Origin of the sequence: Corynebacterium marambiense, from assembly GCF_016342275.1 — a bacterium.
Lineage (GTDB): Bacteria > Actinomycetota > Actinomycetes > Mycobacteriales > Mycobacteriaceae > Corynebacterium > Corynebacterium marambiense.
This window is the reverse complement of sequence record NZ_JAEIOT010000011.1, coordinates 205,254-228,524: the sequence shown is the minus strand read 5'-3', so window position 1 is coordinate 228,524 and position 23,271 is coordinate 205,254. Positions and strand designations below refer to the sequence as shown.

Genomic DNA, 23,271 nt, shown 5'->3' with positions numbered 1-23,271 from the left:
GAGTCACGCGGTGTGGCGGCTCCGCAAGGTGGTGTACCCGTGGACGCTAGTTGCAGAGGTCCCCAACGAAACCGTCGTGTCCCTTGTCCGCACGGGCGGCTTCAAGATTCCAGGACGGCTTAACCGCCAGGATGTCCCGGTAGTGGTAGTGGCAGGTGAACTGGTTGCGTAGCGTCGCGGTGTCCGGGACGCCTCTGGCCACCACGTCGTCCCACATCGCGTCACGCAGTTCATCCGGGGCGGTGGCGGCAGCCTCGGTCACGGTGATCTCGTAGCGCGGTTGACCGCGGTAGCTCGACACATCGACATTCTCGATGAGCATCCCGGTATCGGGGGTGGTCGCCGGATTGAGGGCGGCATCGAGGCGCGCGAGGATGGCGTCCAGCCCGCCGAGGTTATCAATCATCCCCAGGACACCCCGGACGTCATCGAGGAGTTCGGCATCCGGGACCGCTGGGACCGCCGATGCGGGTGCCGCGGTGGCGAGTCCGGCCGCGAGGATGCCCGCCGCCGTCGCCGTGCGGACGAGGGTGCGACGCGTTGGTTTCATGGTGTACTCCTCAACGACGGATGGGCCTGCCGTAGCCGGTAATGCCACGGGGCTTCCAGGGTACCGGATACTCCGGATCACAACGATCTCTCAGAGAACGCCGAAGATGATTGTCCCCACGGCAACGGCGGACAGCACCCCGCAGATCAGGACCATGGGCACGAAGCGGACGACGAAGCGCGGCCCGAACGCACCGGCCTGCATGGAGATCAATTTGATGTCCACCATGGGCCCGACGACGAGGAATGCGAGCTGCGCGGTCGGGGACACGGCGCTGAAGGATGCAGCGACGAAAGCGTCGGCTTCGGAGCAGAGGGAAAGCAGAATCGCCAGCCCCACCATCACGAGGACGGCGAGCAGTGGTGTCTGTGAGATCTGCGCGAACCAGGATGAGGGGACGCTGACCTTGATGAGTGCGGCGACCATAGCGCCAAGGACGAGGAATCCTCCGGCCTGGGTCAGGTCGTGGAGTGCCGTCATTTGGAATCTGCGCCACTGCCAGCTCCGTCTCCCGGCCTGGTCGGTGGCGGAAGCGCAGTGGTCATCGGCACAACCGCCGAAGCCTGCACCATCGGGGGCGGTGACCCGGATGTCGTCGTCACGGCCAATGATGATCCACAGCCACCCGGCGATGAGGACCGCGAGGAAGGATGCGATGAACCGGGCCCAGGCCATCTCGGGCAGGGCGTTGAACGCGACGGCGGTGGAGACGATGACCACCGGGTTCAGTGCCGGGGAGGCGAGCATGAACACGAGCGCGGCTGCCTTGGACACCCCGTTGCGCATGAAGGACTGGGCGACGGGAACGGAGGCGCATTCGCAGCCGGGCAGAGCGATGGCGACGGTTCCGGCGACGGGGACGGCGAGGAAACTGTTGCGGGGTGTGATCCGTTGGAGGAATCCGGGGGGCGCGAACGCCGCGATGAGGGCAGACACGGTTACACCGAGGACCAGGAAGGGCAGGGCCTGGATCGCGACGGCGACGGTGATGGCGGCCCAGGATTCGACGGTTCCGCTCATGTTCCAGAGCGGGTCGGTCGCGGAGGTCGGGCCGGTGCCGAACTGGGTCCACAGGACGACGACGATGCCGAGTGCCGTGAACTCCCAGAGTGCGAGCTGGCGGGGAGTGACGCGGAACTTCTTGTCGACGCCCGCGTCTGTCGGTGTGGTACTCACAGGTATGGAATCCTCGGTTCGTTGGTGGCGGTGATTGATTCTGGGGTGAGCACGAGGTGTGAGTCGGAGGCGTCAACATCAACGGTGCCGACCACCTCGACCCAGGTGTCATCCGGGAGATCCGAGCCACCGGCGAGTGTGGCGGAGTAGGCGACGGCGTCGGCGGCGCAGCAGAAGATCTTGTAGCGATTGACCATTACTTTTCCGCCGTCGCCAGCAGAGTGCTCCCCGCTGTCGTCGAAGCTGGCGGCACCGCCGTGGGAGATGAATCCGATGACCTTGATCTTCTTTCCCGCCAGATCCTCCAGATCACCGTAGGAATAGCGGTTGTGCAAATCGTCGAGGTTGAGTTCGTTGATGCCGGTGTCGGACAGTGGGTCGAAGTTCACTCCGCTGCGGGGCGCCGTGGCGGCACGGCCTGCGCCACCCGCGAGGGCCGCGTCGCGTTCCGTACCGCTGGCGGTGTTGTCCAGCATCGCCGCGCCGAGTGGGGAAGGGGATCCGATGACGACGAGCAGGAACGGGACGAACACCAGCCAGGCGATTGGCGAGACCTTCGCTTTCTCGCCACCGGCCCGGTTCTCGTGACGTGCGCCGAACCAGAGCACGGAAAGTGCGAGGCCGGTGACGAGAAGCGCGACGGTGAGGGTCATGGGGTGCCAGAAGGTTCTGATGTAGGTGGCGAGCCGACCCGTGGCGAGCAGCGCGAGGACGAGCACTCCGGTGAGGAGCCACAGGACCGCGATGATCTGGGCCGAGAAACCCGGACCGGCCACCGGGCCATGGTCGACAGGTGTGTCGTGGACATGGTCGTGATGGTCGTTCCGGTCCGGGTGGTTGATCATGGTGTCCCTTTTCTAGCCTCGGGCGCTGGAGCGTCGACGACCTGAGATGAATGCGGTGACGGCAATCAGGATAACCAGGACGAGGAATCCGAGGCCGATCCACATCTTCGCGGACGAGCTGGTGGGGGTGCCGTTGGTCTCCTTCGCCGCGGACGCGTCGGGGGCGGTTTTCTCGGTCGCTTCCCAGCGGGCCGCCAGGTTGATGCCCGCGCCATCGGTGTCCAGGTCGAGGGCGTTGGCGATGACGTAGTGGATGTCGGTCTGGTCGATGTGCCCGACGACGTTCGCCGCGCCGGGTCCTTCGGCTGCGACCCGCAACTGTGCGCCGGTGTGGGTCTGGGAACCGAGCGCCTCTTCATCGTCGTTGGACTTGGCGGTGGCGTAGTTGACGGTCATCTCGTCGCCGTCTGCGGTGACCAGTTTGGTGGTGCGCCCGGCGGTCGCCCGGTCGTTCGCGGTGATCTGCGAGGTGTGGGCGTGGTCGGCGGTGGTGATGATGAGGGTGGGTTCCCCTGTTTTCTTCACCCATTCGCGGGCCGCCTGGATCGCGTCATCGAGTTCCTGGGCCTCGCCGATCTGGCCGCAGATGTCGGCGTCGTGGTCGGCTTTGTCGATGGAGGCGGATTCGATCTGGACGAGGAATCCATCGTCATTGCGCAGCAGGTCGAGTGCCTTCGTGGTCATCTGTGCGAGGCTGGGCACCTCGGCACCGCGTTCCGGGTTCTCGGTGCAGCGCATGCCCTGTCCGACGGCTGGTTCGACGGTGGGGATGCTCTGTTCCCAGATCCGCGGCAGGTTGCCCTCGGCGAAGAGTCCGAGGACGGGGACGTCCTGGTCGGCCTCCTTGACGGCGTCAAGCTCGTCGGCCGAGGTGACGATGGTGAAACCCTGGTTCCGGGCGTTGTCGAGGACCGAGTCGCCCTTGGTCCAGGTGTGTCCGTCCCAGTCGCCGCCCGCCTGGACGGTCTGCTCGAAGTACTTCGCGCCGCCGCCGAGGGTGAGGTCGGCGCGGGTGTCGATGAGCTGCTCGGAGATGGAGCCGAGGCCACCGTACTCGCGGAATTGCTTCTCGAAGCCCTCGCCCTGGCAGGTCTTGCTGTTCTTGTCGTATTCCGGGCCGTAGCACTTGCGGTTGAGTGCGTGGCTGCCGACGGCTGCGGGAGTGGCGTCCTGAACCTCTGCGGTGGTGACGTTGCCGGTCTTCATCCCTTTGGCCTTGGCCAGTTCGATGATGTTGGGGACGGGGGTTCCGTCGACCGTGATGCCGAGGCCACCGTTGTAGGTCTTGGCTCCGGTGGCCCAGCCGGTGGCCGATGCCGCGGAGTCGGTGACGTAGGTGGGGCCGCCGAGTTCGGGATCGAGGGCGAACGTCGTGTAGTAGCCGGTATAGGGCAGGGCGTCGATCCCGGGGAGCCGGCCGTTCGCGCCGTAGAGGTAGTCGCGCGCGGAGGTGATCTCGCTGTCGCCCATCCCGTCGCCGATGAACAGGATCACGTTCTTGGCCTTCTCGTCATCGAGGCCCTGGCCTTCCTTGGCGAACTGGGCGCAGTCGCCTGGCCCGGAGACGAACCCGTTGTCGCCGACCTTGTAGCAGGTGGCGAGGGGGTCTGCGGGGTCAGTGCGGTGAGCGGTCGCCGCGTCATAGGTCTTCGCGGAGTCCTCCGTGGTCACCGAGGGCTCGATGGTCGGCACGTCGTTGATCTGCAGGGCGTTGGCGACGGTGAAGAAAAGATCGGTTTGGTCGGTCTGTCCGATGACGTTCTCCTCGCCGGGGCCGTATGCGGCGACGCGGAGCTGGGAACCGTTGTGCTGCTGGGATGCCTTCGGGTTGTCGGTGAGCTCCTGCAGCGGGAGGCTGCCGTAGGCGATGGTCTGCGAGGATCCCTCCTCGGTGCGCAGGCGAGTGGTGGCGGCGACGGAGTTCTGGCCGTCGTAGATGAGCTGGGTGGAATGCGCGTGGTCAGCGGTGACGACGACGAGCGTGTTGCCGTCCTTTTTCGCGAAGTCGAGTGCGGCCTTCACTGTCTCATCGAGGCGTTCGACCTCACCGATCATCCCGCAGGCGTCCGCCGCGTGGGCACGCTTGTCGATGGATGCTGATTCGACTTGCAGAAGGAATCCCTTGTCAGCGGATGGGTCGTCGAGAAGCTCGATGGCCTTCCGGGTCATGTCGACCAGTTCGGGTTGGCCTTTCGTGTCCTGCTTTTCACAGGCGAGTGGGCGTCCCGAGGCGCCGTCGACGGTGGCCTTGGAGGGCGCATAGCGGGTGATCATGTTGCCGTCGTCGAACAATCCGAGCAGCGGGGCGTCCTGATTCGCGCTGGTGACGGAATCGAGGGCCGCAGCATCCTGGACGACGGTGAACCCGTTGTCCTTCGCGTTGTCCAGCACCGATTTGCCTGCGGTCCAGGTTGTGTTGGTGGGCAGGAACGGCGACACTCCCTGTCCCTCGTGGATCACCTCCTGCTGGAACGCCTCGAGCCCACCGCCGAGCGTGACATCCGCGCGGGCGTCGACGATCTGCTCCGCGATGGAGCCGAGTCCACCGTTCTGCCGGTACTGGGCGGCGAAGGCCTCGCCCTGACAGGCCTTGGAGTTCTCCTCCTCCTGCGGGCCGTAGCACTTCCGGTTGAAGGCGTGCGCGACGAAGGCCGCCGGGGTGGCGTCCTCGATCTCCGAGGTGGTGACGTTGCCGGTGCGAAGTCCGGCTTTCTTGGCCTTCTCCAGGAGGTTCTCGACCGGCTTCTGTTCCAGGTCCACGCCGACGGCACCGTTGTAGGTCTTGATGCCGGTGGTCCAGGATGTTGCGGACGCCGCGGAGTCGGTGACGTAGTTGAAGGAGCCGTCCCGGTCCACCGAGTGATGGGTGTAGGCCCCGGTGGAGGTGAAGGCATCGAGGCCCTCGAAACGTCCGGCTGCGCCCTTGAGGTAGTTGCGGGCAGCGGTGATCTCCTGCTGACCCATGCCGTCACCGATGACGATGATGACGTTCTTGGCGTGGTCCTCGGTCCGCTTCTGGCCGACGGTGCCAAACTGGGCGCACTCACCGGGTTTGAGGGCACGGACCGTTCCGTCCTCGGCGATGGGGTTGCACTTCTCCGGCCCGTTGTACTGACCTCCGGGCCCGGTGACCGGGGCTTTTTCTGTGGCTGGGAGGCGTTCAGGGTCTGCTGCGGCACTGAGGGGGAGAGTGACGGCAAGCGTTGTGGCGAGGAGTCCCCCCACCACGGCGCGGGTCACGCGGCTGTGTGTTCGACGTTCATTGGCGGTCATGTGTCAGGCTTTCCATGTCGGAGGTGACGGAGCTGAGAGACGTGACGACGTGTTGTCGTCCCAGAGCTCAGCCAGTCCACCACTCCGGGGTTAACCGAACATGGCACTCCGAAGTAACCGGTGCCCAACACTTCGTGAACACCAGCCGAATATACGTCCCGCCGAAACACCTTCAGGACATTATTGAAAACAGTACCTGATAAGACCGGGTTGTGTCATCCCCGCCAACACCGGCCCATAACCAGAATGCACCACCCCGCGCCCCCGGCGCGGACAACGGGCACGCCAACAGCGACACGTTCACTCACCCCGTGGCGCCCGGATCGACCAGCAAACTGTAGCGAGGAGGAACGTTGATGCGTTTCCCCACCATCACAGGCCCCGGTTGGGAATGGGCGATCTCCGAGTACTGCTTGGGCGTCATACTGTGCGCGGTAGCAAACGCCCTGGTGAACGCAGCGGCATGTGCATACCGCAGGGTGCGTGCCGTCTCGGTGGGACTCTTTCCCTGCGCCAGGAGGATACGGGCGAGGGTCATCCGGCGAACATAGTTGTGTCGTTGCCTGCTCAACACCTCGGGAAGAGACTCCGGTGAGGACCCGGATCGTCCCTCTCCGGCCCCCGACCAGACAGGCACCCTCGCGATGATCCGTTCCTCGGTGAGGACCCGGAATATGTCGTCATGCCGGGAACCCGGGACGGCAACCTGGGTATAGGTCGAGACAGCCGTGCGTAGTAGATCAGCGGCACCAAAGTCAGAAAGATCGACGACGGTGAGTGCTCGCACCGAATCGAACAACTCCGCGTCGTCGGGATATCGAAAACCGAGGGGAAGAACCAGCGTCTGCGGAGCCATCGCCACATGGACTGCGACATTCGCCGGAAGCACCACCCCCTGCCCCGCACCGACAGCGGTGGTAACCCCACCTGCGGTGACCGTTGCCCGCCCGGTGACAACCCACAGGAAGATGTCGCCACGGTTGATGTTCCGCCACGTTTCATTCTCAGGCACACCGGGGTCCGCGAGACTGATTTTGGCGACCTCGGAGCACGACTCCCGCGCCAGCGCAGCAGCCGGGGTCGTTCCCGTTTCTGCACGGAAGGCACGGATGAGTTCGCTCGCGCCGGGATAACCGGTGGAATGGGCGGCGAACTGCAGGCTACGGCCACGGGCTATGAGGGCGATCGCCTCGTTGAGCCGGACCCGGGTGATCCACCGGCTGACACTCAGGGTGGTTTCCGCCCGAAACCTCCGCTGCACTGTCCGCACGGAGGCGCCTGCGATGCCCGCAAGCTCGGCGACGCTTCGGTTGACGGAGAGATCAGCCATGACCGTCGCCGCAACAGCGGTGGCTTCTTCCGAATGCGGTTGGGGTACCACGAGCACCGGCACCGCGTCTTCCTGAGCAGCGATGATCTCTGCCGCGAGAGCACGAACGAAGTCAGTACGTGTGGCGTCGTGTTTCAGATAGCCGAGGTTCTGGGCGAACTCGAACAGGAGACGTAGCCGGAGGCTATCGGGCAGGACCGCGACGGCAGTTCGGACAACTGCGGGACACGCCATGTCAACGGGAAGTTCAACGGGAATGACCACCGCATCCTCATCACCACGGATCCGGTAGCGCAGGCCCGCAGCAACGAGTGCCACCTGCCCTGCCGATAGTGTCGTCATCGTCGCCGCTGTTTCCACGCTCGCTGTCCCGGCATAGACCCACACGATGAGCGCCCGTCTGGCGCATCGGGACACGCCCTCGATCGGGCCGCGACGGATACCGTGTGGAACTCCCATCGTTTCTGCCTTCCCCCATCCATTTTCGTCCGCGCCGCCGACCACGGCGCCCGCCGAATGGCGGATGGTAAAAATGTGGCGCGCTCCGCCAACCATAGTGCGAGTATCCCACCCTAAAGTTAGGCGAGCCTTCCACTCATCCTACTGGCGTTAGCCGGACGCCCCGTCGTGCGCGGTGCCATCCGGACGAACCACAGTGGGTGACACCAACTCGACATCTGACAGGGGTGTGAATCAACCAATGGTGAAGATCCGCAGACGCGCCACCACCATGCTCGCCGTCGCCGCACTGGGCATATCCACCATGACCGGATGCTCCGGCAGTGACGACTCCGCGACAACCGACACAACGGCGACCGCCGGAGACACAGCGAAGACCTCCACCTCGGGAGTGGAGGAATCCTTCCCACGGACCGTGACCGACGCCAAAGGCGAGGTCACCATCGATGCGAAGCCGCAGCGTGTCGTGTCGACGTCGCCGTCGATGACGGGCACCCTGCTGGCACTCGGGGTGCCAGTCGTGGCGAGTGCCGGTGCGCCCGTGACGGACCTCACCGACGGTGACGGCTTCTTCATGCAGTGGGCCGAGATCGCCCACGACCGTGGAGTGGAGGTCGCCTACCCACGTCTCGACATCGACCTGGACGCCGTCGACTCCTTCTCCCCAGACCTGATCGTAGGGTCGGTGGTCGGCGCCGACGCGGTCAACGACGAGTACGCGCAGTTGCAGGACATCACGACAACCGTAATGGTCGACTACATCGATTTGTCCTGGCAAGACCAGACCCGGCTCCTGGCGGAAGCGACCGGAACCGAGGACAAAGCCGAGGAACTCATCGCCGAGTACGAGAGGAAGGTGAAGGAGGCGGCCAGGAAGATCACCGCACCGCCCGCGCCCGCGATCGTCGCTTTCTACCGCGCAGCGGAAGGACTGATGGTGTCCGGCCCCGACACCCAGCACGGGGAGATTCTGGAGGATCTCGGAATCACCGCCGGCGACGTCGATGAAACGGTGTCCCAGCAGACACGTCCCGGCATCCGGACGGTCAGCCGGGAGAACATGGCGGCTGCGCTGGCCGACGTGGGCAGCGTGTTCCTCATGCAGACCGGAACCGAGTCACCCGTGGCTGCGTTCTCCGAAGACCCGCTGGTGTCCACGGCTCCCGCGGTCCAGAAAGGCGACGTCTACTTCTTCGACGAATACGCGTGGCGTCTGGACTACTACTCGGCGTTGCTCACCATTGATTCCATCGTCGAACAGTTGACCAGGTAGTTCCGCAAACAACTGCCATGCTGATGAGCCACCCAGTCGCCGTCCCCGCAGCAGCCCCTACCCGGCCCCGGCCGCACCACCGCCGGGGCCGCATGTGGGCGGTGATCTGCGGAAGCCTCGCCGTCGTGGTCACCGCGACCCTCGCCGGGTTGTTCACCGGCTCACATCCGGTGCCGCCGTCGGCGGTCATCGAGGCCATCACCGCCTTCGACCAGACGAACCCCGACCATCTCATCATCATGCGGTCGCGCCTGCCCCGGATCGCGCTGGGCCTCATCGTCGGCCTGTGTCTCGGGCTCGCCGGGGGCCTCATCCAGGCACTGACCCGCAACCCTCTCGCCGACCCCGGCATCCTGGGAATCAACGCGGGTGCCTCGCTCGCCGTGTGTGTCGCCATCGGATACGCCGGCGTCACCAGCGTGTCCGGGTACGTGTGGTGGGCCTTCGCCGGGGCGGGCGTCGTGTCCGTGATGGTGTACCTGTTGGGTTCGGTGTCCCGGGGCGCGGCCTCCCCGGCGCGGCTCGCCCTCGCGGGGGCCGCGTTCACCATGGCGTTGAGTTCCATCATCTCGATGATTCTGCTCAGCAACTACAGCGTCTTCGAGCATTTCCGCTTCTGGGCGATCGGCTCGCTCCAGGGCAGGGATGTCGACGTGCTAACGGCGGTGCTGCCATTCGTCGCCGTCGGCTGCGTGCTCGCGCTCCTGTTGGCACGCCCTCTCAACGCGCTGGGGCTGGGGGAACAGTCTGCGGTGGGGCTCGGTGTGCGGATCGGCGTTGTGCGTCTGACCACTGCTCTTGCGGTGGTGATGCTGGCCGGTGCAGCGACCGCCGCAGCGGGCCCGATCACCTTCGTGGGTCTGGCTGCGCCGCACCTCGCCCGGCGGCTCACCGGCCCCGACAACCGGGTGCTCATCCCTGCGATCATGGCTATCGGTCCGGCGCTGCTCGTGGCTACGGATGTCACAGGGAAGGTGATCATCGCCCCGGCAGAGCTGCAGACAGGTGTCGCCACGGCGCTACTCGGCGGGCCCATCTTCATCGCGCTTGTGCGTTCCAGGAAGGCGGTGAACCTGTGAGCACCGGGAAACCGAGGATCAGTGGCGCGGTGATCCGTGCGGTACGCATTGGGCCGGTGTCCCTCACCTACTCCCCGCGGGCCACCGTCGCGGGTGTCCTAGGCCTCCTCGTCCTCGGCGCCGCCATCTTCTTCGCGCTGTTGTCGGTGCGCACCGAGCTTTCTCCCGAGCAGACACTGCGGGCCGTTGTCGGCGACGGTGACGTGCGAACGGTCCGTTCCATTCAGTCACGGGCACTACCCCGGGCACTGACCGCAGCGTGTGTCGGAGGCTTGCTCGGCGTCTCCGGCGCGGTGTTCCAGTCCCTGAGCCGCAACGTCCTGGGTTCGCCGGACATCATCGGATTCACCGCCGGGGCCGCCACCGCCGCGGGGATGACCATTCTGTTCGTGACCCCCGATGTCTGGCCCGTCGCAATCGCCGCAGCCGTCGGCGGCCTGCTCACCGCCGCGATCGTCTACACACTCGCCCGGACCCGTGGTTCAGCGAACGGTATCCGCCTGGTCCTGGTCGGAATCGGTGTCGCGGCAACGGTATCGGCGATTCTCGACTTCATGCTGCTGAACTCGGACATCAGCCTCGCCACGCAGGTCCAGGGGTGGCGGGCCGGGTCCCTGTCCGGGCGGGGTTGGGAGCACGCCCGATCGGTGCTCCTCGCCACCGCCGTCCTGCTCCCCTGTCTCGTCCTGCTCCGCCGTGGCGTCGACGCCATTGAACTCGGTGACGCCACCGCCTGCAATCTGGGTATCCCGGTCGAGCGCACCCGCTTCGCCGCGATCATCGTCGCGACACTAGCCGCCTGCATCGCCACGGCCGCAGCCGGGCCCATCGCGTTCATCGCGCTGGCCGGTCCGCACATCGCCCGCTTCATCACCCGCATTCCCGGGGTCACGATCCTGCATTCCTTCATCACAGGCGCGGTACTGCTCCTGCTCGCCGATCACGTGACCCAGAACATCGACATCGGGCTCCGTTCCCCGGTCGGTCTCGTCACCGGTGTCCTCGGCGGCGGGTACCTCCTGATACTGCTCACCCGATCATCGACGAGGACATGACACGATGCCCCACACACCACACCAGCTCCAGGCCCCGGGCGGACCTGAGCAGCAGTCACCCCGCAGCCAAGGCACGGACTCCGGGGAGCCGGTTCACCTCGCGCTGGAGAACGTCACGGTCGGCTACAACGGGGACGCCATCATCCACGATCTCAACCTGGAACTCCCCCACCGGGAGTTCACCGCAGTCATCGGCCCCAACGGATGCGGCAAATCAACGCTGCTGAAGACCTTCTCCCGGATGCTCAAACCCACCCGAGGCCGGGTGCTCATCGACGGCACGAACATGTCCCGGATACCGACGAAACGGATCGCCCGCGCCGTCGGTGTCCTCCCCCAGTCTCCGATCAGCCCGGAGGGCATCACCGTCGCCGGCCTCGTCAGCAGGGGCCGCTACCCGCACCAGCACATCCTGTCCCAGTTCTCCGCCGAGGATGAGCGTGCCGTCGACGACGCCCTCATCCACACCGGCCTGGCGGACCTCGCCGGCGCACGCCTCGATGAACTTTCCGGTGGGCAGCGGCAACGCGCTTGGATCGCGATGGTGCTGGCCCAGAACACCCGGGTGATGCTCCTCGACGAACCGACCACATTCCTCGACATCTCCACCCAGACGGATGTCCTCGACCTGTGCGCGTCCCTGCACGCCCGGGGCCGGACACTCGTCGCGGTCCTGCACGACCTGAACATGGCCGCGCGCTACGCCACCCATGTCATCGCGATGAAGAGCGGCCGTGTCATCACCCAGGGCCATCCGGACGACGTGTTCTCCCTCGACATGCTCCGCGAGGTCTTCGACCTCGACGCCCACATCCTGCGGGACCCGGACACCGGCAGACCGCTCATCGTGCCCCGCGTCCGGCGCAGCGACGCAGGGGACGGACCACCGGAGATCCGCTGATCACCCTGACAAACGAGAAAACCAGAGAGGCCCTCATGACGAACAACACTCCAGACACCGGCAGGACCCCCACCACAGCACCGGAGACCCCGGGCGCCGCGAACAGGTTCTCCACCGGGCAGCCCCCGGTCCATCTGCGCAACAGTGAACACGACCGGGACATCGACGATTACACCGCGGTGATCACCTCGGTGTCCACACCTTGCCCGTCGATCGTCCGGATCACCGCGAAACTACAAGGGGCGAGAACCAATCCGGCGTGGTCGAGTGCCAACGTCGCGATCCGCCTGTATCTGTCGGAACGGTACGGCAACCACACCCGCGTCTACACTGTGCGCGACTATCTGGAGGAGACCGAAGAAATCGTCGTCGACATCGTGCAGCACGAGCATGACTCACCGATGATGCTGTTCAGCCGCGACGCGCACGTGGGCATGCAGTTCTCCCTCACCGGCCCCCGGGTGCACTTCACCATCCCGCCCCGCCCCCACGGCGAACCTGTCGCCCTATTCGCCGATGCCACCGCCATTCCCGCGCTCGTGAGTATCTTCGACCGCACCGATGGTGACCTCTCCGGCGAGCTTTATCTCGTCGCCGGGGACAGGGCCGCCGTCGACGAAATTCCTCTCCCCGGTGGTATCCGGCTGACCCACATCGACCCAGCGGACACCGACGACCCCCGACCGTTGGACACGTGCGCGAAGGCCCTTCCGGACCCGACCTCGTACGTCGTATGGGCGGCCGGGGAACGCGCGGAGATGACCTCGATCCGCAGCTACTTCCGCAACGAGGTCGGTATGGATAAATCCCGGGTCAGCATCGCCGGTTACTGGCGCATCGGCGTCGGCAACGATGAGATCGACCGGGCACGCAAGCGGTTCTACGAGAGGAAACTTGCGGAGGGCGCAAGGTTGGAGGACTTCAACGACCTTGACGTCGGAATCTGACCCCGGGGCCGGAGACCCCGGCCGTCCGGTGAATGGACGACCGGGGACAGGAACTAGACACTCGGCGTCCCGCGTCAGCGGTTACAGTTGGCGAGCTCCACCGCGTAGCGGGCGATGGCCAATTCCTCGTTCGTCGGAATGACGAAGACCTTGACCGGGGAATCGTCGGTAGAGATCTCACGGGCGGAACTGCTGCGCTCCGCGTTGCGCTCCGGATCGATCCGGATACCGAAGTTCTCCAGGTTCGCCATCGCGTCTGCGCGAACGTTCGCGGCATTCTCGCCGACACCGGCGGTGAACGTGATCGCGTCGACACGCCCGAGGGCGATCATGTAGCTGCCGATGTAGCGCCGCAACTGGTGGATGTAGACGTTGTACGCGAGGAACGCGTCCTCGTTGTTGTCCTCGATGAGGTCACCGAGCGCACGGAAGTCGTTGACCCCGGAGATGCCCTTCACACCGGAATCGCGGTTGAGCAGACGGTCGATCTCATCGATGGACATGCCCGCCGAACGGTGCAGGTGGAAGACGATGCCGGGGTCGATATCACCGGACCGGGTACCCATGACCAGACCCGCGAGCGGGGTCATGCCCATGGAGGTGTCGATCGCGCGGCCACCCCGGATCGCGGTGGCCGAGGCACCGTTGCCCAGGTGCAGGGTGATCTGATTGACCTCGGCGGCGGGCCTCCCCAGCAGTTCGGGAACGTGCTTCGAGACGTACTCGTGGCTGGTGCCGTGGAAACCGTAGCGACGGATGCCGTGCTCCGCGGCGACGTCCTTGTTGATGGCGTAGAGCGCGGCGGCGGGCGGCATGGAGTGGTAGAAACCGGTGTCGAACACGGCGACGTGTGGGACGTCGGGGAGTATCCGGCGGGCGACCTCGATGCCGTCGATGTTGGCGGGGTTGTGGAGTGGCGCGAGCGGGATCAGGTCGCGGATCATACCGAGGATCTCGTCGGTGATGATCTCCGGTGAGGAGAACAGGATTCCGCCGTGGACGACGCGGTGCCCGACAGCGGTGATCTCCACCTCTGCGGGGCCGCAGCCGTGTTCGTTCATCAACTCGAAGGCCATGTCGAGGCCGACGCTGTGATCCGGGATCGGTGCGCTGGTGGTGTAGGTCTCCCCGCCGTGCTTCAGGGTGACCTTTCCCTCGGGTTCACCGATCTGCTCGACGAGGCCGGATGCGAAAGGCTCATCCGTGGCGTGCCGCGCAGGGTCCACCAACTGGAACTTGATGGATGACGAGCCCGAGTTGAGGACGAGTGCGAGATCGGACATTACTTGGCTCCTGCCTGGATCGCGGTGATGGCGACGGTGTTGACGATGTCCCGCACGGTCGCACCCCGGGAAAGATCGTTGACGGGCTTCTTCAGGCCCTGTAGCACGGGGCCAACGGCGAGGGCGTCGGCGGTGCGCTGGACCGCCTTGTACGCGATGTTGCCGGCTTCAAGATCGGGGAACACGAGGACATTGGCCCGGCCAGCGACGGCGGACTCGGGCATCTTCTTCTTCGCCACTCCCGCATCGACGGCGGCATCGAACTGCAGCGGCCCATCGACGGCGACGGACGGATCGAGTTCGCGTGCAGCGGCGACGGCCTCCACCGCGCGGTCGACGTCGACACCAGAGCCCGAGGAACCCGTCGAGTAGGACAGAACGGCGACCCGGGGGTCGATACCGAACTGTGCCGCGGTGCGGGCGGAGACCACGGCGATTTCGCCGAGTTCGCGGGCCGTGGGGTTCGGCATGACGGCGCAGTCACCGAAGGCCCACAGCTTGCCCTGCAGCACCATGAGGAAGATGGAGGACACGAAGCTCACACCCGGCGCGGTCTTGATGATCTGGAGGGAGGGCTTGATGGTGTGCGCGGTGGTGTGTGCCGCACCGGATACCATGCCGTCGGCGCGGCCCGTGTGGATCATCATGGTGCCGTAGTAGGAGATGTCCCGCATGGTCTCACGCGCCTGGTCGAGCGTGACGCCCTTGGCCTTGCGCAGTTCCGCGAACTCCGCGGCGAAGACCTCGGCATCGGGATCGGTCAGGTGGTTGACCAGGTGCGCGGCGGAGAGATCGAGTCCGAGGTCAGCGGCCCGGCTCTGGATTTCGTCGACGTCACCGAGGATCGTGAGTTCGCAGACGTCCTGGGCGAGGAGCTGGTGCGCGGCGGTGAGAATCCGGTCATCCTCGCCCTCGGGCAGGACGATGTGGGTGCGCTTCTGGCGGGCCTGGCCGAGCAGCCAGTGCTCGAACAGTGCGGGACTCATCACCGGCTCCGCGACGGCCGCGGTGAGTTCTTCCGCCGCACTGTCGAGCGCGGATTCGTCCGCAGGATCGGTGAGCGTGACGACGACTGCACCGTGCCGCTCCGCCTCTGCTACCGCGAGATCCGCGAGCGTCGACTCCGGGCCGGTGGCTACGAGCAGAGGTACCCCGAGAGCCGCGGCGCACCGGGCGTCGAAGTCGATGTTTCCGGTGCCGATGAGGAGTGCTGGCCCCGCCCCCGTCGGGTCCGAGGCGATCACCGCGGAAACCGTCACCTCCCCGCCGATCAGCGGGCGTGTTTCCAGCCCTAGACGCCCGGTGAGGGGCGTGGTGTCGATCTCATTGAGGCTGCGGCCGGTGGCAGTCAGCAACACCGGGCGGGGGGAGGAAGTCACGTGGAGTCCTTTCTGTGTGCCACACGGGCGCAGGAGGCCGCGACGTGACACTTCATGCGGCCAACAGCCCTGTGCTGTGGCACAGGTTGGCCTCTGTCATTGTCTGTGATTCACTACATAGTTTAGACATGGAAACTCGACCGGACACCCGTTACCGAACACTCGGGCACATTCGGAATGACACGACGCGGAAAAAGTCCCGGAAACACCCCTGCACACAGCCCCGTTAGACCAGGGCGTGAGGTTCCACACCCTCCGACCATGGGGGCGCCCCCGCTCCCCCGGTATCCACCTTCGGAGGCGCCGATCCGGTCACCGACGCACCCGCCCCAGACCCACAGTGACCCAGACCACCGCCGTCAGCGACCGTGAAGGATATCCTGGCATGGGTCCACGCCCACCGCGTACAGTAGTCAGAGCTGTCTATTTACTGTCCTGTCCTCGACGATTTCACCAAGGATGTCCACTGATATGTCTCGTCCCCTCCGGGTAGCCGTGATCGGCGCCGGCCCAGCCGGCATCTATGCCTCCGATCTACTGATGAAGTCCGACACCGATGTCACCATCGACCTCTACGAGCGCATGCCCGCGCCGTTCGGTCTGATCCGCTACGGCGTCGCCCCCGACCACCCGCGCATCAAGGGCATCGTGATGTCACTGCATAAGGTGTTGGATAAACCGGAGTTGCGCTTTCTCGGTAACGTCGACATCGGTGCCGACGTAACCGTCGAGGAACTGAAGCAGTACTACGACGCAGTGGTCTTCTCCACGGGCGCGACGGGCGACCGGGATCTCGACATCCCCGGCTCCGACCTCCCCGAACACTACGGCGCCGGAGAGTTCGTCGGTTTTTACGACGGCAACCCGGACTTCTCCCGCGAATGGGACCTGTCCGCGAAATCGGTCGCTGTCGTCGGTGTCGGCAACGTCGCGCTCGACATCGCTCGTGTCCTCGCCAAGACCGGGGATGAACTCCACGTCACCGAGATCCCGGACAACGTCTACGAGTGCCTGAAGAACAACCAGGCCACCGAGGTCCACGTCTTCGGTCGCCGCGGCCCCGCCCAGGCGAAGTTCACCCCGCTGGAGCTCAAGGAGCTTGACCACTCCGACACCATCGAGGTCGTCGTCGACCCCGAGGACATCGACTACGACGAGGCCTCCATCGAGGCCCGCCGCACGTCGAAGACCACCGATCTCGTCTGTTCCGTCATCGAGCAGTACGCGATCCGCGACCCCAAGGGGGCACCGCACAAGCTGTTCATCCACTTCTTCGAGTCCCCGGTCGAGATCATCGGCGAGGACGGCCATGTCGTCGGTTTCACCACCGAACGCACCGAGCTCGACGGGGCCGGCAACGTCCGGGGCACCGGGAAGTACACCACATGGGACGTCCAGGCCGTCTACCGTGCCGTGGGCTATCGTTCCGATCCGATCACCGATATCCCGTTCGACACCGCCCGCAACGTCATCCCGAATGACGGCGGACACGTCCTCGACCCGGAATCCGGGGCACCGATCGCCGGCTACTACACGACCGGCTGGATCAAGCGCGGCCCCGTGGGGCTCATCGGCAACACCAAGGGTGATGCCAAGGAAACCACCGAGATGCTGCTCGCTGACTGGGCCAACGGCACCTTGAAGCCGGCAGCCAACCCGGACGAGGACGCCGTCCTCGAGTTCCTCAGTGGCAAGGGCATCGAGTACACCACGTGGGACGGCTGGCACCGGCTCGACGCCGCGGAGCGGAAGGCCGGCGAGGCCGAGGGCCGCGAGCGCAAGAAGATCGTCGAGTGGGAGGACATGGTCGCCCACGCCAAGGCGAAGCAGGACTAGCTTCCCCTCCGCGCCAGTCCCCGCCCCCGCAGCCCGTCCGTGTCCTCCACGCGGCGGGGTGGGGCTTCGTGGTTTTCCGGGCAGCCCACGGAGACTGGGATGGCTCGTACCGCTGACAGTATGCTCGAGGGATGAACACCTACTTCACCGTGTCCCACCTGAACCAGATGAGCGCACTTGAGGTGCACCGCATCTACAAGTTGCGGGTGGATGTCTTCGTCAATGAGCAGCAGTGCCCCTACGCGGAGATCGACGACACCGATGCCCTGCCGAGCACATTCCACATTCAGGCCAAAGACCGCGACGGTGTGCTGGCGGGATACGCGCGCATCTACCCGGACACGGGTGCCGGGTTCCGGGCGAAGTGCGGCGGCGGGGTCGACATCGACGATGACCGCGAGCTCTGGCAGTTCGGGCGGTTTTGTCTGGTCCCCGGGGCACGCGGGACCGGGCTGGGTGCCGCGATCGTGAAGGATGCGCTGAAGCTCGCGAAGGAACAGAACCCGGACGCCGATGTCGCGCTGACCGCGCAGACCCCGCTCCGGGGCTACTACGAGAGCTACGGGTTCACCGTCTGCGGTGACGAGTTCGACTGGGACGGGATGATGCACCTGCCGATGGTGCGCCCGGCCGGCTGAGCGAACCCGCCCGACAGCTCCCGGACGTCCGCCTCAGTGCCGGTCGGACGTGGCATGGACCTCGACGGCCGCGGCCGCGGCGGTGGCCCGCTCCCGGGCGGTGTCGGTGTCCTCGGCGGTGGCCAGTGCGACGCCCATCCGGCGGCGGGTGAACGCCTCCGGTTTGCCGAAGATCCGGACGTCCGCCTCCGCCACGGCGAGTGCGGCGCCCAGGCCGCTGTAGCTCACGGCCGGGGCATCGACGCCGCCGTAGATGACGGCGGAGGCACCGGGTGAGATGAGGGTGACGTCGATCGGCAGGCCGAGGATCGCGCGGGCGTGGAGGTCGAACTCGGAGAACCGCTGGGACGCCATGGTGACCATGCCCGTGTCGTGGGGCCGGGGTGAGACCTCCGAGAAGTAGACGTCGTCCCCGAGAACGAAGAGTTCCACACCGAACACCCCCCGTCCGCCGAGGGCGTTGGTGATGCGTGCGGCGACGGAGCGGGCGTTGTCCGCTGCGGCGGGGCTCATCTGCATCGGCTGCCAGGACTCGACGTAGTCGCCGTCCTGCTGGCGGTGGCCGATGGGTTCACAGAACCAGGTCGCCGGGTTTCCGGTCGCCGGATCCGTCGACCGGACGGTGAGCAGCGTGATCTCGTAGTCGAATTCGACGAAGCCCTCGACGATGACGCGGTCGCTGGTAACCCTCGCCGCGGTACGGGCGTGTTCCCAGGCGCGGTCGACCTCGTCGGCGCCGCGGATCACGCTCTGTCCCTTCCCGGAGGAGCTCATGACTGGCTTGACCACACACGGGTAGCCCATCGCCGCGACCGCGTCGACGAATTCGGCGTAGCTGGAGGCGAACGTGTAGGAGCTGGTGGGCAGACCGAGTTCCTCGGCCGCCAGGCGACGGATGCCCTCCCGGTTCATGGTGAGCCGGGTGGCGCGCGCGGTGGGGACGACGGTCGCGATACCGGCTTCCTCGATCTCGGCGAGGGCGTCGGTGGCCAGAGCCTCGATCTCGGGGACGATGAAGTGCGGGCGGACTTCGTCGACGAGCGCGCGGACGGCCGTCGCATCGGTCATGTCCAGGGTGTGGTGGGAATGGGCGACCTGCCCCGCGGGGGCACCGTCGTACCGGTCCGCCGCGTGCACCTCGACCCCGAGACGCTGGAAGGCGATCGTGACTTCCTTGCCCAGTTCACCTGCCCCGAGCAGGAGAACGCGGGTCGCGGATCCGCTCTGCGGTGTGCCGATCATGTCGGGGGTGTACATGTGCTGTGTCCTCACGTCGCTACGGGGTGTTTCTCGTGGTGCAGTATCGCACAGGAGCGGACCGCGCGGGAGCGTGAGCACACACAGGGCGCCTGTGCCGCAGCGCGGTGCCCGCCATGTGCGCCGGGGGCAGACACTGGTGGGGCATTGCGTGCGGCATCACAGGGCCGGAACCGCTACCATCGACCCATGGCCTACCATGCAGACTCGACTGATCTCGAGACCAAGGAAATTCTGACCTGGGAGGGCTTCGGTACCGCCTCCCGGGAGCTCGCCCAGATCGTGGTGGACAGCGACTTCGACCCGGAGATCATCATCGCCGTCGCCCGCGGTGGCCTTCTTCCGGCGGGTGCGCTGAGCTACGCGATGGGGGTGAAGCTCGCCGATACGATGAACGTCGAGTTCTACACCGACGTCCACGAGACCCTGCCCGACCCGGTGCTGCTCGAGCCGCTGTTGGACACCTCCGCGATCACCGGTAAGAAGCTGCTCGTCGTCGACGACGTCGCCGATTCCGGGCGGACCCTGGCCCTCGTCCTCGAGATCCTGGAGAAGGCCGGCGCGGAGTGTCGTTCCGCCGTGCTGTACGGCAAGTCGCAGTCGGTGATCCGACCCGACTTCGTGTGGAAGCACACCGACGAGTGGATCGTGTTCCCGTGGTCGGCCGAGCAGCCCGTGGTTCCGTCCATCGACCGGGACTAGATCGGTGGTGGCGGGCGGACCACACCGCCTGCCAACCCACGGGTTGATTCTGACGGGAAGCCTTGCGGCCCCACTCCGGGGGGACGCACACTGTCTCTATGACTCTTCCCACCAATTCAGCACATCTCGACTCCCTGGCTCCTGATCCCACCTCGGTGGCGCTCGCCTGGCGCGGTGTCACCAAACGGTTCGGGGATAACCCTGCGGTCGCGGACCTGTCCCTGGACATCCCCCACGGGAGTTTCTACGGGATCGTCGGCCCCAACGGTGCCGGGAAGACGACGGCGATCACCATCGCCACGGGTCTGCTCCGCCCGGACACGGGCGCGACCTGGGTGTGCGGCGCCGATGTCTGGGGTGGCGGTGCCCTCGAAGCGAAGCGGGCCTACGGTCTGCTCGCCGACGGGCTGCCCACATTTGACCGGCTCAGTGGAGCCGAGTATCTCGAGTATCTCGGGCGGTTGCGGGGGATGGACCCGGCGACCATCGCCGAGCGCGCCCGCGGCCTGCTGGATGCCCTGGCGTTGACCGACGCCGGGGAGAAGCTCATCGTCGACTATTCGGCGGGCATGACCAAGAAAATTCTGCTCGCGGGCGCCCTGCTGCACCGGCCGCGGATCCTGATCCTCGATGAGCCCTTCGAGGCGGTCGACCCGGTCTCGGGCCGGGTGATCCGCTCGATCCTCAACGCCTTCGTGCGCGGCGGCGGCACCGTCGTGATGAGTTCCCACGTGATGGAGCTGGTGGAGGGACTCTGCGACCACGTCGCGCTGATCGCCGGTGGCCGGGTCGTCGCCTCCGGGACCGTCGATGACGTCCGGGGCTCCGGATCGTTGAGTGACGCGTTCATCAACCTGGTCGGTGGCGGCGATCTCGACGAGGGCTCCCTCGGTTGGCTCGGATCGGCGACAGCCCCGGGCCAGCCCGGCGCGGGTGCTGCCCAGTGACCCGCACCCTGATCCAGCTCCACCGCACCCTGCGGAAACGGTCCCTGAAGGCGCAGCCGTCTCAGTGGTTCATGATCATCTTCATCTGGGTCTACGGCGTGATCGGCGCACTGTCCCTCGGCGGGTTGTCCCTCACAGAGCAGATGGACGGGAACCAGTCCGCGCTCTCCCTGCCACTCGGGGTGGGGGTGCTCGCGTACTGGGTGCTCGCGTTCATCTACCCGTCCAGTGAGAATCAGCTCACCCCGGCCTGGTTCGCCCCACTGCCGGTGGACGCACGGCAGCTACTCCCGGGTTTCATTCTGGCGGCGTTCCTCCAGTCCCGCGGTTACCTCGCGGTGCTGAACTCGGTGATCACATTCGGCTTCGGCACCGTTGGCCTGGTGCTCACCGGTCACGCGTGGGTCATCCCGTTCTGGTTCCTGGCCGTCGTCGCGGCACTGGCGTTGAGTATCTGCGGCGCCGAGGCGTGGATCCTTCTCGGCGTGCTGTCCGGTGGGCGGTCCCGGCGGGAGAAGCTGTCCATGGCCAGCGGTGTGGTGTTCATCCTCATCATCATCGGTTTCAACATGGTGGTGAACTCGGCGATCGGTGTGGATACCGCGAGGATCACCCGGATCCTCGGCTACACGCCTTTCGGCGGGGCGGGCGGTGCCGCGGGCAGTCTCGCGGACGGCGCCTGGGGAGCCGCCGTACTGCAGGCGGCCATCGGCGTCGTCCTTCTCCCGATGCTCTGGGGGGCGTGGCACCGGGCTCTGACGAGGTCCTTCACCCAGGTCACCGAAACCGGTTCCGGTTCCCGCACGCGGCTGCGGGGGCGGTTGATGTTGCCCGGGGTTCCGGAGACGGTCGGCGGAGCCGTCTACTCGCGCGGGCTCCTGTACTGGGTACGGGACTCGCGGTTGCTCTACAGCCTGATCTCGCTGCCCTTGTTCTCGGTGTTTTTCCTGGTTCTCGGGGCGACGAACGAGGACAACAGCATGGAGTGGTTCGGCGCGTACATGATGGCCGCGGCGGCGACGCAGTACGTCGCCAACGCCTACGGCTACGACGGCCCGGCGAACTGGGTGCACATGACCACCGGTGTCCCGGCGCGGGTGATGGTGCGTGCCCAGGCTGCGGTGGCCGCCACCATCTCGGTGCCCACCGTCCTCCTCTACAACACCGCACTCGGGGTGATCAGCGGGTTCTCGACGCTGTGGGTGCTCACGGCGGTGACGACGATCGGGGCGATCCCCGCAGCACTCGGCTTCGGGTCATTGCTCAGCGTGTTCAACCCCTTCCCCGCCGCCCGTCCCGGAACGAACCCGATGAAGGACAGGTCCGGATACTCCGGGGCCGCGTTCATCGCGGCATTCGGTGGTCTGCTCGGTGTCTGGCTGCCGCTGTTGCCCGGGATCATCATGATGGTGATCGGTAGGGGCCACGGCCTCGGATCAGGGCTGTTCCTGGGCGGTGCCGCCTGGGTCGTGCTGGTCTCGACCGGCGTGTTCCTGGTGGGGATCGTGGTGTCGACCCGGAAGCTGGACAGGTCGTGGCCGGAGATCTTCGCCACAGTTCGGAAGTACGTCTGAGGAATCACATCGAATGCGGGGAGGCGCCACCCGGATCAACCGGGGCGCCTCCCCTTTTCTTTTCCCTGCGGGTTGATTCACCCGCCGGTGTCATACCTGAGTCGTGTGAACGGTGGCGGCCTGCTCCCGGGTACCGCGCTCCAGTTTCGCGTCAAGGCTGAACCGGCCGGCACCAGTCAGGACGAGTGCGACACCGACCGCCGTGAGCATGAGGGTGTACTCGATTCCACCGTCCATGCTGAAGAATCCGTTGCCCAGGTGCACCGTGACCATCGCCCCGGCCATGACGAGGGCCGCGGCCGCAGCGGCGATCCGGGTCGCGATGCCGACGATGAGGGCCAGTCCACCGAGGAGTTCAACGAGGATGGCGATCCACGCCATGATCCCAGGGGCGGGAAGGCTGGAGATCTGCGAGAACGTCTCACCGACCTGCCCCGGGCCGATGAGGAAGAGTTTCTGGAATCCGTGGGCGGTGAGGATGACGCCGAAGATGATTCGGATGATCAGGAGACCGGTGTCGGTCGAGGTGCGGGTCATGGAGGCTCCTTGATGGGTACTGGATTGTGTTCCCCGGGATGTCCCGGAGAATCGGGGATGCTGCGCTTTCGCATCTTGTTGACACAACCGCAACTTTGTCCGCCGCATTCCACCCCACCACCCAGATCACCGTCGACACGCATCATTCGCCCCACCTGAACAGGACCGATACACTTCGGCAGGAATGAATGAAACCCCGCTCCCCCACAGGAGGGAACAGGGTTCCAGCA

19 protein-coding genes are annotated in these 23,271 nt (G+C 66.0%); 10 read left to right on the top strand and 9 right to left on the bottom strand.

From position 1 onward, the window contains the following. Nucleotides 1-46: 46 nt before the first annotated feature. From JDV76_RS10230 to JDV76_RS10210, 5 genes are all read right to left on the bottom strand, one after another. On the bottom strand, nucleotides 47-550 hold the full coding sequence (locus JDV76_RS10230; protein ID WP_198736790.1) for a DUF2599 domain-containing protein: 504 nt from the start codon (nucleotides 548-550) through the stop codon (nucleotides 47-49). 90 nt (nucleotides 551-640) lie between these two features. Then, on the bottom strand, nucleotides 641-1,726 hold the full coding sequence (locus JDV76_RS10225) for a permease (protein ID WP_248140941.1): 1,086 nt from the start codon (nucleotides 1,724-1,726) through the stop codon (nucleotides 641-643). Then, entirely contained in the window at nucleotides 1,723-2,571 is an 849-nt protein-coding gene (locus JDV76_RS10220; RefSeq protein WP_198736789.1) for a TIGR03943 family putative permease subunit, read from the bottom strand. The genes JDV76_RS10225 and JDV76_RS10220 overlap by 4 nt, the downstream gene beginning before the upstream one ends. A gap of 12 nt (nucleotides 2,572-2,583) precedes the next feature. Continuing rightward, nucleotides 2,584-5,844: an alkaline phosphatase gene (gene phoA / locus JDV76_RS10215; RefSeq protein WP_198736788.1), complete on the bottom strand. Its 3,261-nt coding sequence runs from the start codon at nucleotides 5,842-5,844 to the stop codon at nucleotides 2,584-2,586. 304 nt (nucleotides 5,845-6,148) lie between these two features. Continuing rightward, a complete protein-coding gene (locus tag JDV76_RS10210) occupies nucleotides 6,149-7,633 on the bottom strand; it encodes a helix-turn-helix domain-containing protein (protein WP_198736787.1) in 1,485 nt (494 codons plus the stop codon). 241 nt (nucleotides 7,634-7,874) lie between these two features. On the opposite strand from JDV76_RS10210, the gene fepB reads away from it, so the two are divergent. The 5 genes from fepB to JDV76_RS10185 are packed head-to-tail and all read left to right on the top strand — an operon-like array spanning nucleotide 7,875 to nucleotide 12,888. Further along, entirely contained in the window at nucleotides 7,875-8,906 is a 1,032-nt protein-coding gene (fepB, locus tag JDV76_RS10205; protein ID WP_198736786.1) for a Fe2+-enterobactin ABC transporter substrate-binding protein, read from the top strand. 23 nt (nucleotides 8,907-8,929) lie between these two features. After that, complete coding sequence (locus JDV76_RS10200) at nucleotides 8,930-9,985, top strand: FecCD family ABC transporter permease (protein WP_198736785.1); 1,056 nt, start codon at nucleotides 8,930-8,932, stop codon at nucleotides 9,983-9,985. Further along, nucleotides 9,982-11,040 (top strand): FecCD family ABC transporter permease, encoded by a 1,059-nt coding sequence (locus JDV76_RS10195; RefSeq protein WP_198736784.1) that lies wholly within the window; start codon nucleotides 9,982-9,984, stop codon nucleotides 11,038-11,040. The genes JDV76_RS10200 and JDV76_RS10195 overlap by 4 nt, the downstream gene beginning before the upstream one ends. Before the next feature lie 4 nt (nucleotides 11,041-11,044). Beyond that, nucleotides 11,045-11,941, top strand: coding sequence for an ABC transporter ATP-binding protein (locus JDV76_RS10190; RefSeq protein ID WP_198736783.1), 897 nt, complete (start codon nucleotides 11,045-11,047; stop codon nucleotides 11,939-11,941). Nucleotides 11,942-11,976: 35 nt separating this feature from the next. Continuing rightward, nucleotides 11,977-12,888: a siderophore-interacting protein gene (locus JDV76_RS10185; RefSeq protein ID WP_198736782.1), complete on the top strand. Its 912-nt coding sequence runs from the start codon at nucleotides 11,977-11,979 to the stop codon at nucleotides 12,886-12,888. A 74-nt stretch (nucleotides 12,889-12,962) separates the two neighbouring features. On the opposite strand, the gene JDV76_RS10180 is transcribed toward JDV76_RS10185, so the two are convergent. Together JDV76_RS10180 and pta are read right to left on the bottom strand one after the other, a co-directional pair. After that, the gene (locus JDV76_RS10180) at nucleotides 12,963-14,171 is read right to left on the bottom strand and encodes an acetate kinase (protein ID WP_198736781.1); all 1,209 of its coding nucleotides are present in this window, start codon (nucleotides 14,169-14,171) and stop codon (nucleotides 12,963-12,965) included. Beyond that, complete coding sequence (gene pta / locus JDV76_RS10175; protein WP_376993077.1) at nucleotides 14,171-15,550, bottom strand: phosphate acetyltransferase; 1,380 nt, start codon at nucleotides 15,548-15,550, stop codon at nucleotides 14,171-14,173. The genes JDV76_RS10180 and pta overlap by 1 nt, the downstream gene beginning before the upstream one ends. A gap of 471 nt (nucleotides 15,551-16,021) precedes the next feature. On the opposite strand from pta, the gene JDV76_RS10170 reads away from it, so the two are divergent. Together JDV76_RS10170 and JDV76_RS10165 are read left to right on the top strand one after the other, a co-directional pair. After that, nucleotides 16,022-17,386: an FAD-dependent oxidoreductase gene (locus JDV76_RS10170; protein WP_198736780.1), complete on the top strand. Its 1,365-nt coding sequence runs from the start codon at nucleotides 16,022-16,024 to the stop codon at nucleotides 17,384-17,386. Nucleotides 17,387-17,517: 131 nt separating this feature from the next. After that, nucleotides 17,518-18,024 (top strand): GNAT family N-acetyltransferase, encoded by a 507-nt coding sequence (locus JDV76_RS10165; protein WP_198736779.1) that lies wholly within the window; start codon nucleotides 17,518-17,520, stop codon nucleotides 18,022-18,024. A 33-nt stretch (nucleotides 18,025-18,057) separates the two neighbouring features. On the opposite strand, the gene purT is transcribed toward JDV76_RS10165, so the two are convergent. Then, a complete protein-coding gene (gene purT, locus JDV76_RS10160; RefSeq protein WP_198736778.1) occupies nucleotides 18,058-19,281 on the bottom strand; it encodes a formate-dependent phosphoribosylglycinamide formyltransferase in 1,224 nt (407 codons plus the stop codon). 189 nt (nucleotides 19,282-19,470) lie between these two features. Here purT and JDV76_RS10155 point away from each other — a divergent pair, with 189 nt between their 5' ends. The 3 genes from JDV76_RS10155 (at nucleotide 19,471) to JDV76_RS10145 (ending at nucleotide 22,504) form a co-directional block, all read left to right on the top strand. Next, entirely contained in the window at nucleotides 19,471-19,983 is a 513-nt protein-coding gene (locus tag JDV76_RS10155; protein WP_198736777.1) for a phosphoribosyltransferase, read from the top strand. Nucleotides 19,984-20,081: 98 nt separating this feature from the next. After that, nucleotides 20,082-20,930 carry an ABC transporter ATP-binding protein gene (locus JDV76_RS10150; RefSeq protein WP_198736776.1) on the top strand — a complete coding sequence of 283 codons (849 nt, stop codon included), beginning with the start codon at nucleotides 20,082-20,084 and terminating at the stop codon, nucleotides 20,928-20,930. Continuing rightward, nucleotides 20,927-22,504, top strand: coding sequence for a hypothetical protein (locus JDV76_RS10145; RefSeq protein ID WP_198736775.1), 1,578 nt, complete (start codon nucleotides 20,927-20,929; stop codon nucleotides 22,502-22,504). Before JDV76_RS10150 ends, JDV76_RS10145 begins: the two co-directional genes overlap by 4 nt. A 90-nt stretch (nucleotides 22,505-22,594) precedes the next feature. Here JDV76_RS10145 and JDV76_RS10140 read toward each other — a convergent pair whose 3' ends face one another. Beyond that, a complete protein-coding gene (locus JDV76_RS10140) occupies nucleotides 22,595-23,041 on the bottom strand; it encodes a DoxX family protein (protein WP_198736774.1) in 447 nt (148 codons plus the stop codon). Nucleotides 23,042-23,271 lie beyond the last annotated feature (230 nt).

Bases quoted from the DNA above. Each gene is read 5' to 3' on its own strand.
- JDV76_RS10230 (WP_198736790.1), bottom strand. From the start codon at position 550: ATGAAACCAACGCGTCGCACCCTCGTCCGCACGGCGACGGCGGCGGGC.
- JDV76_RS10220 (WP_198736789.1), bottom strand. From the start codon at position 2,571: ATGATCAACCACCCGGACCGGAACGACCATCACGACCATGTCCACGAC.
- phoA (WP_198736788.1), bottom strand. From the start codon at position 5,844: ATGACCGCCAATGAACGTCGAACACACAGCCGCGTGACCCGCGCCGTG.
- JDV76_RS10210 (WP_198736787.1), bottom strand. From the start codon at position 7,633: ATGGGAGTTCCACACGGTATCCGTCGCGGCCCGATCGAGGGCGTGTCC.
- fepB (WP_198736786.1), top strand. From the start codon at position 7,875: ATGGTGAAGATCCGCAGACGCGCCACCACCATGCTCGCCGTCGCCGCA.
- JDV76_RS10200 (WP_198736785.1), top strand. From the start codon at position 8,930: ATGAGCCACCCAGTCGCCGTCCCCGCAGCAGCCCCTACCCGGCCCCGG.
- JDV76_RS10190 (WP_198736783.1), top strand. From the start codon at position 11,045: ATGCCCCACACACCACACCAGCTCCAGGCCCCGGGCGGACCTGAGCAG.
- JDV76_RS10185 (WP_198736782.1), top strand. From the start codon at position 11,977: ATGACGAACAACACTCCAGACACCGGCAGGACCCCCACCACAGCACCG.
- JDV76_RS10180 (WP_198736781.1), bottom strand. From the start codon at position 14,171: ATGTCCGATCTCGCACTCGTCCTCAACTCGGGCTCGTCATCCATCAAG.
- JDV76_RS10170 (WP_198736780.1), top strand. From the start codon at position 16,022: ATGTCTCGTCCCCTCCGGGTAGCCGTGATCGGCGCCGGCCCAGCCGGC.
- JDV76_RS10165 (WP_198736779.1), top strand. From the start codon at position 17,518: ATGAACACCTACTTCACCGTGTCCCACCTGAACCAGATGAGCGCACTT.
- purT (WP_198736778.1), bottom strand. From the start codon at position 19,281: ATGTACACCCCCGACATGATCGGCACACCGCAGAGCGGATCCGCGACC.
- JDV76_RS10155 (WP_198736777.1), top strand. From the start codon at position 19,471: ATGGCCTACCATGCAGACTCGACTGATCTCGAGACCAAGGAAATTCTG.
- JDV76_RS10150 (WP_198736776.1), top strand. From the start codon at position 20,082: ATGACTCTTCCCACCAATTCAGCACATCTCGACTCCCTGGCTCCTGAT.
- JDV76_RS10140 (WP_198736774.1), bottom strand. From the start codon at position 23,041: ATGACCCGCACCTCGACCGACACCGGTCTCCTGATCATCCGAATCATC.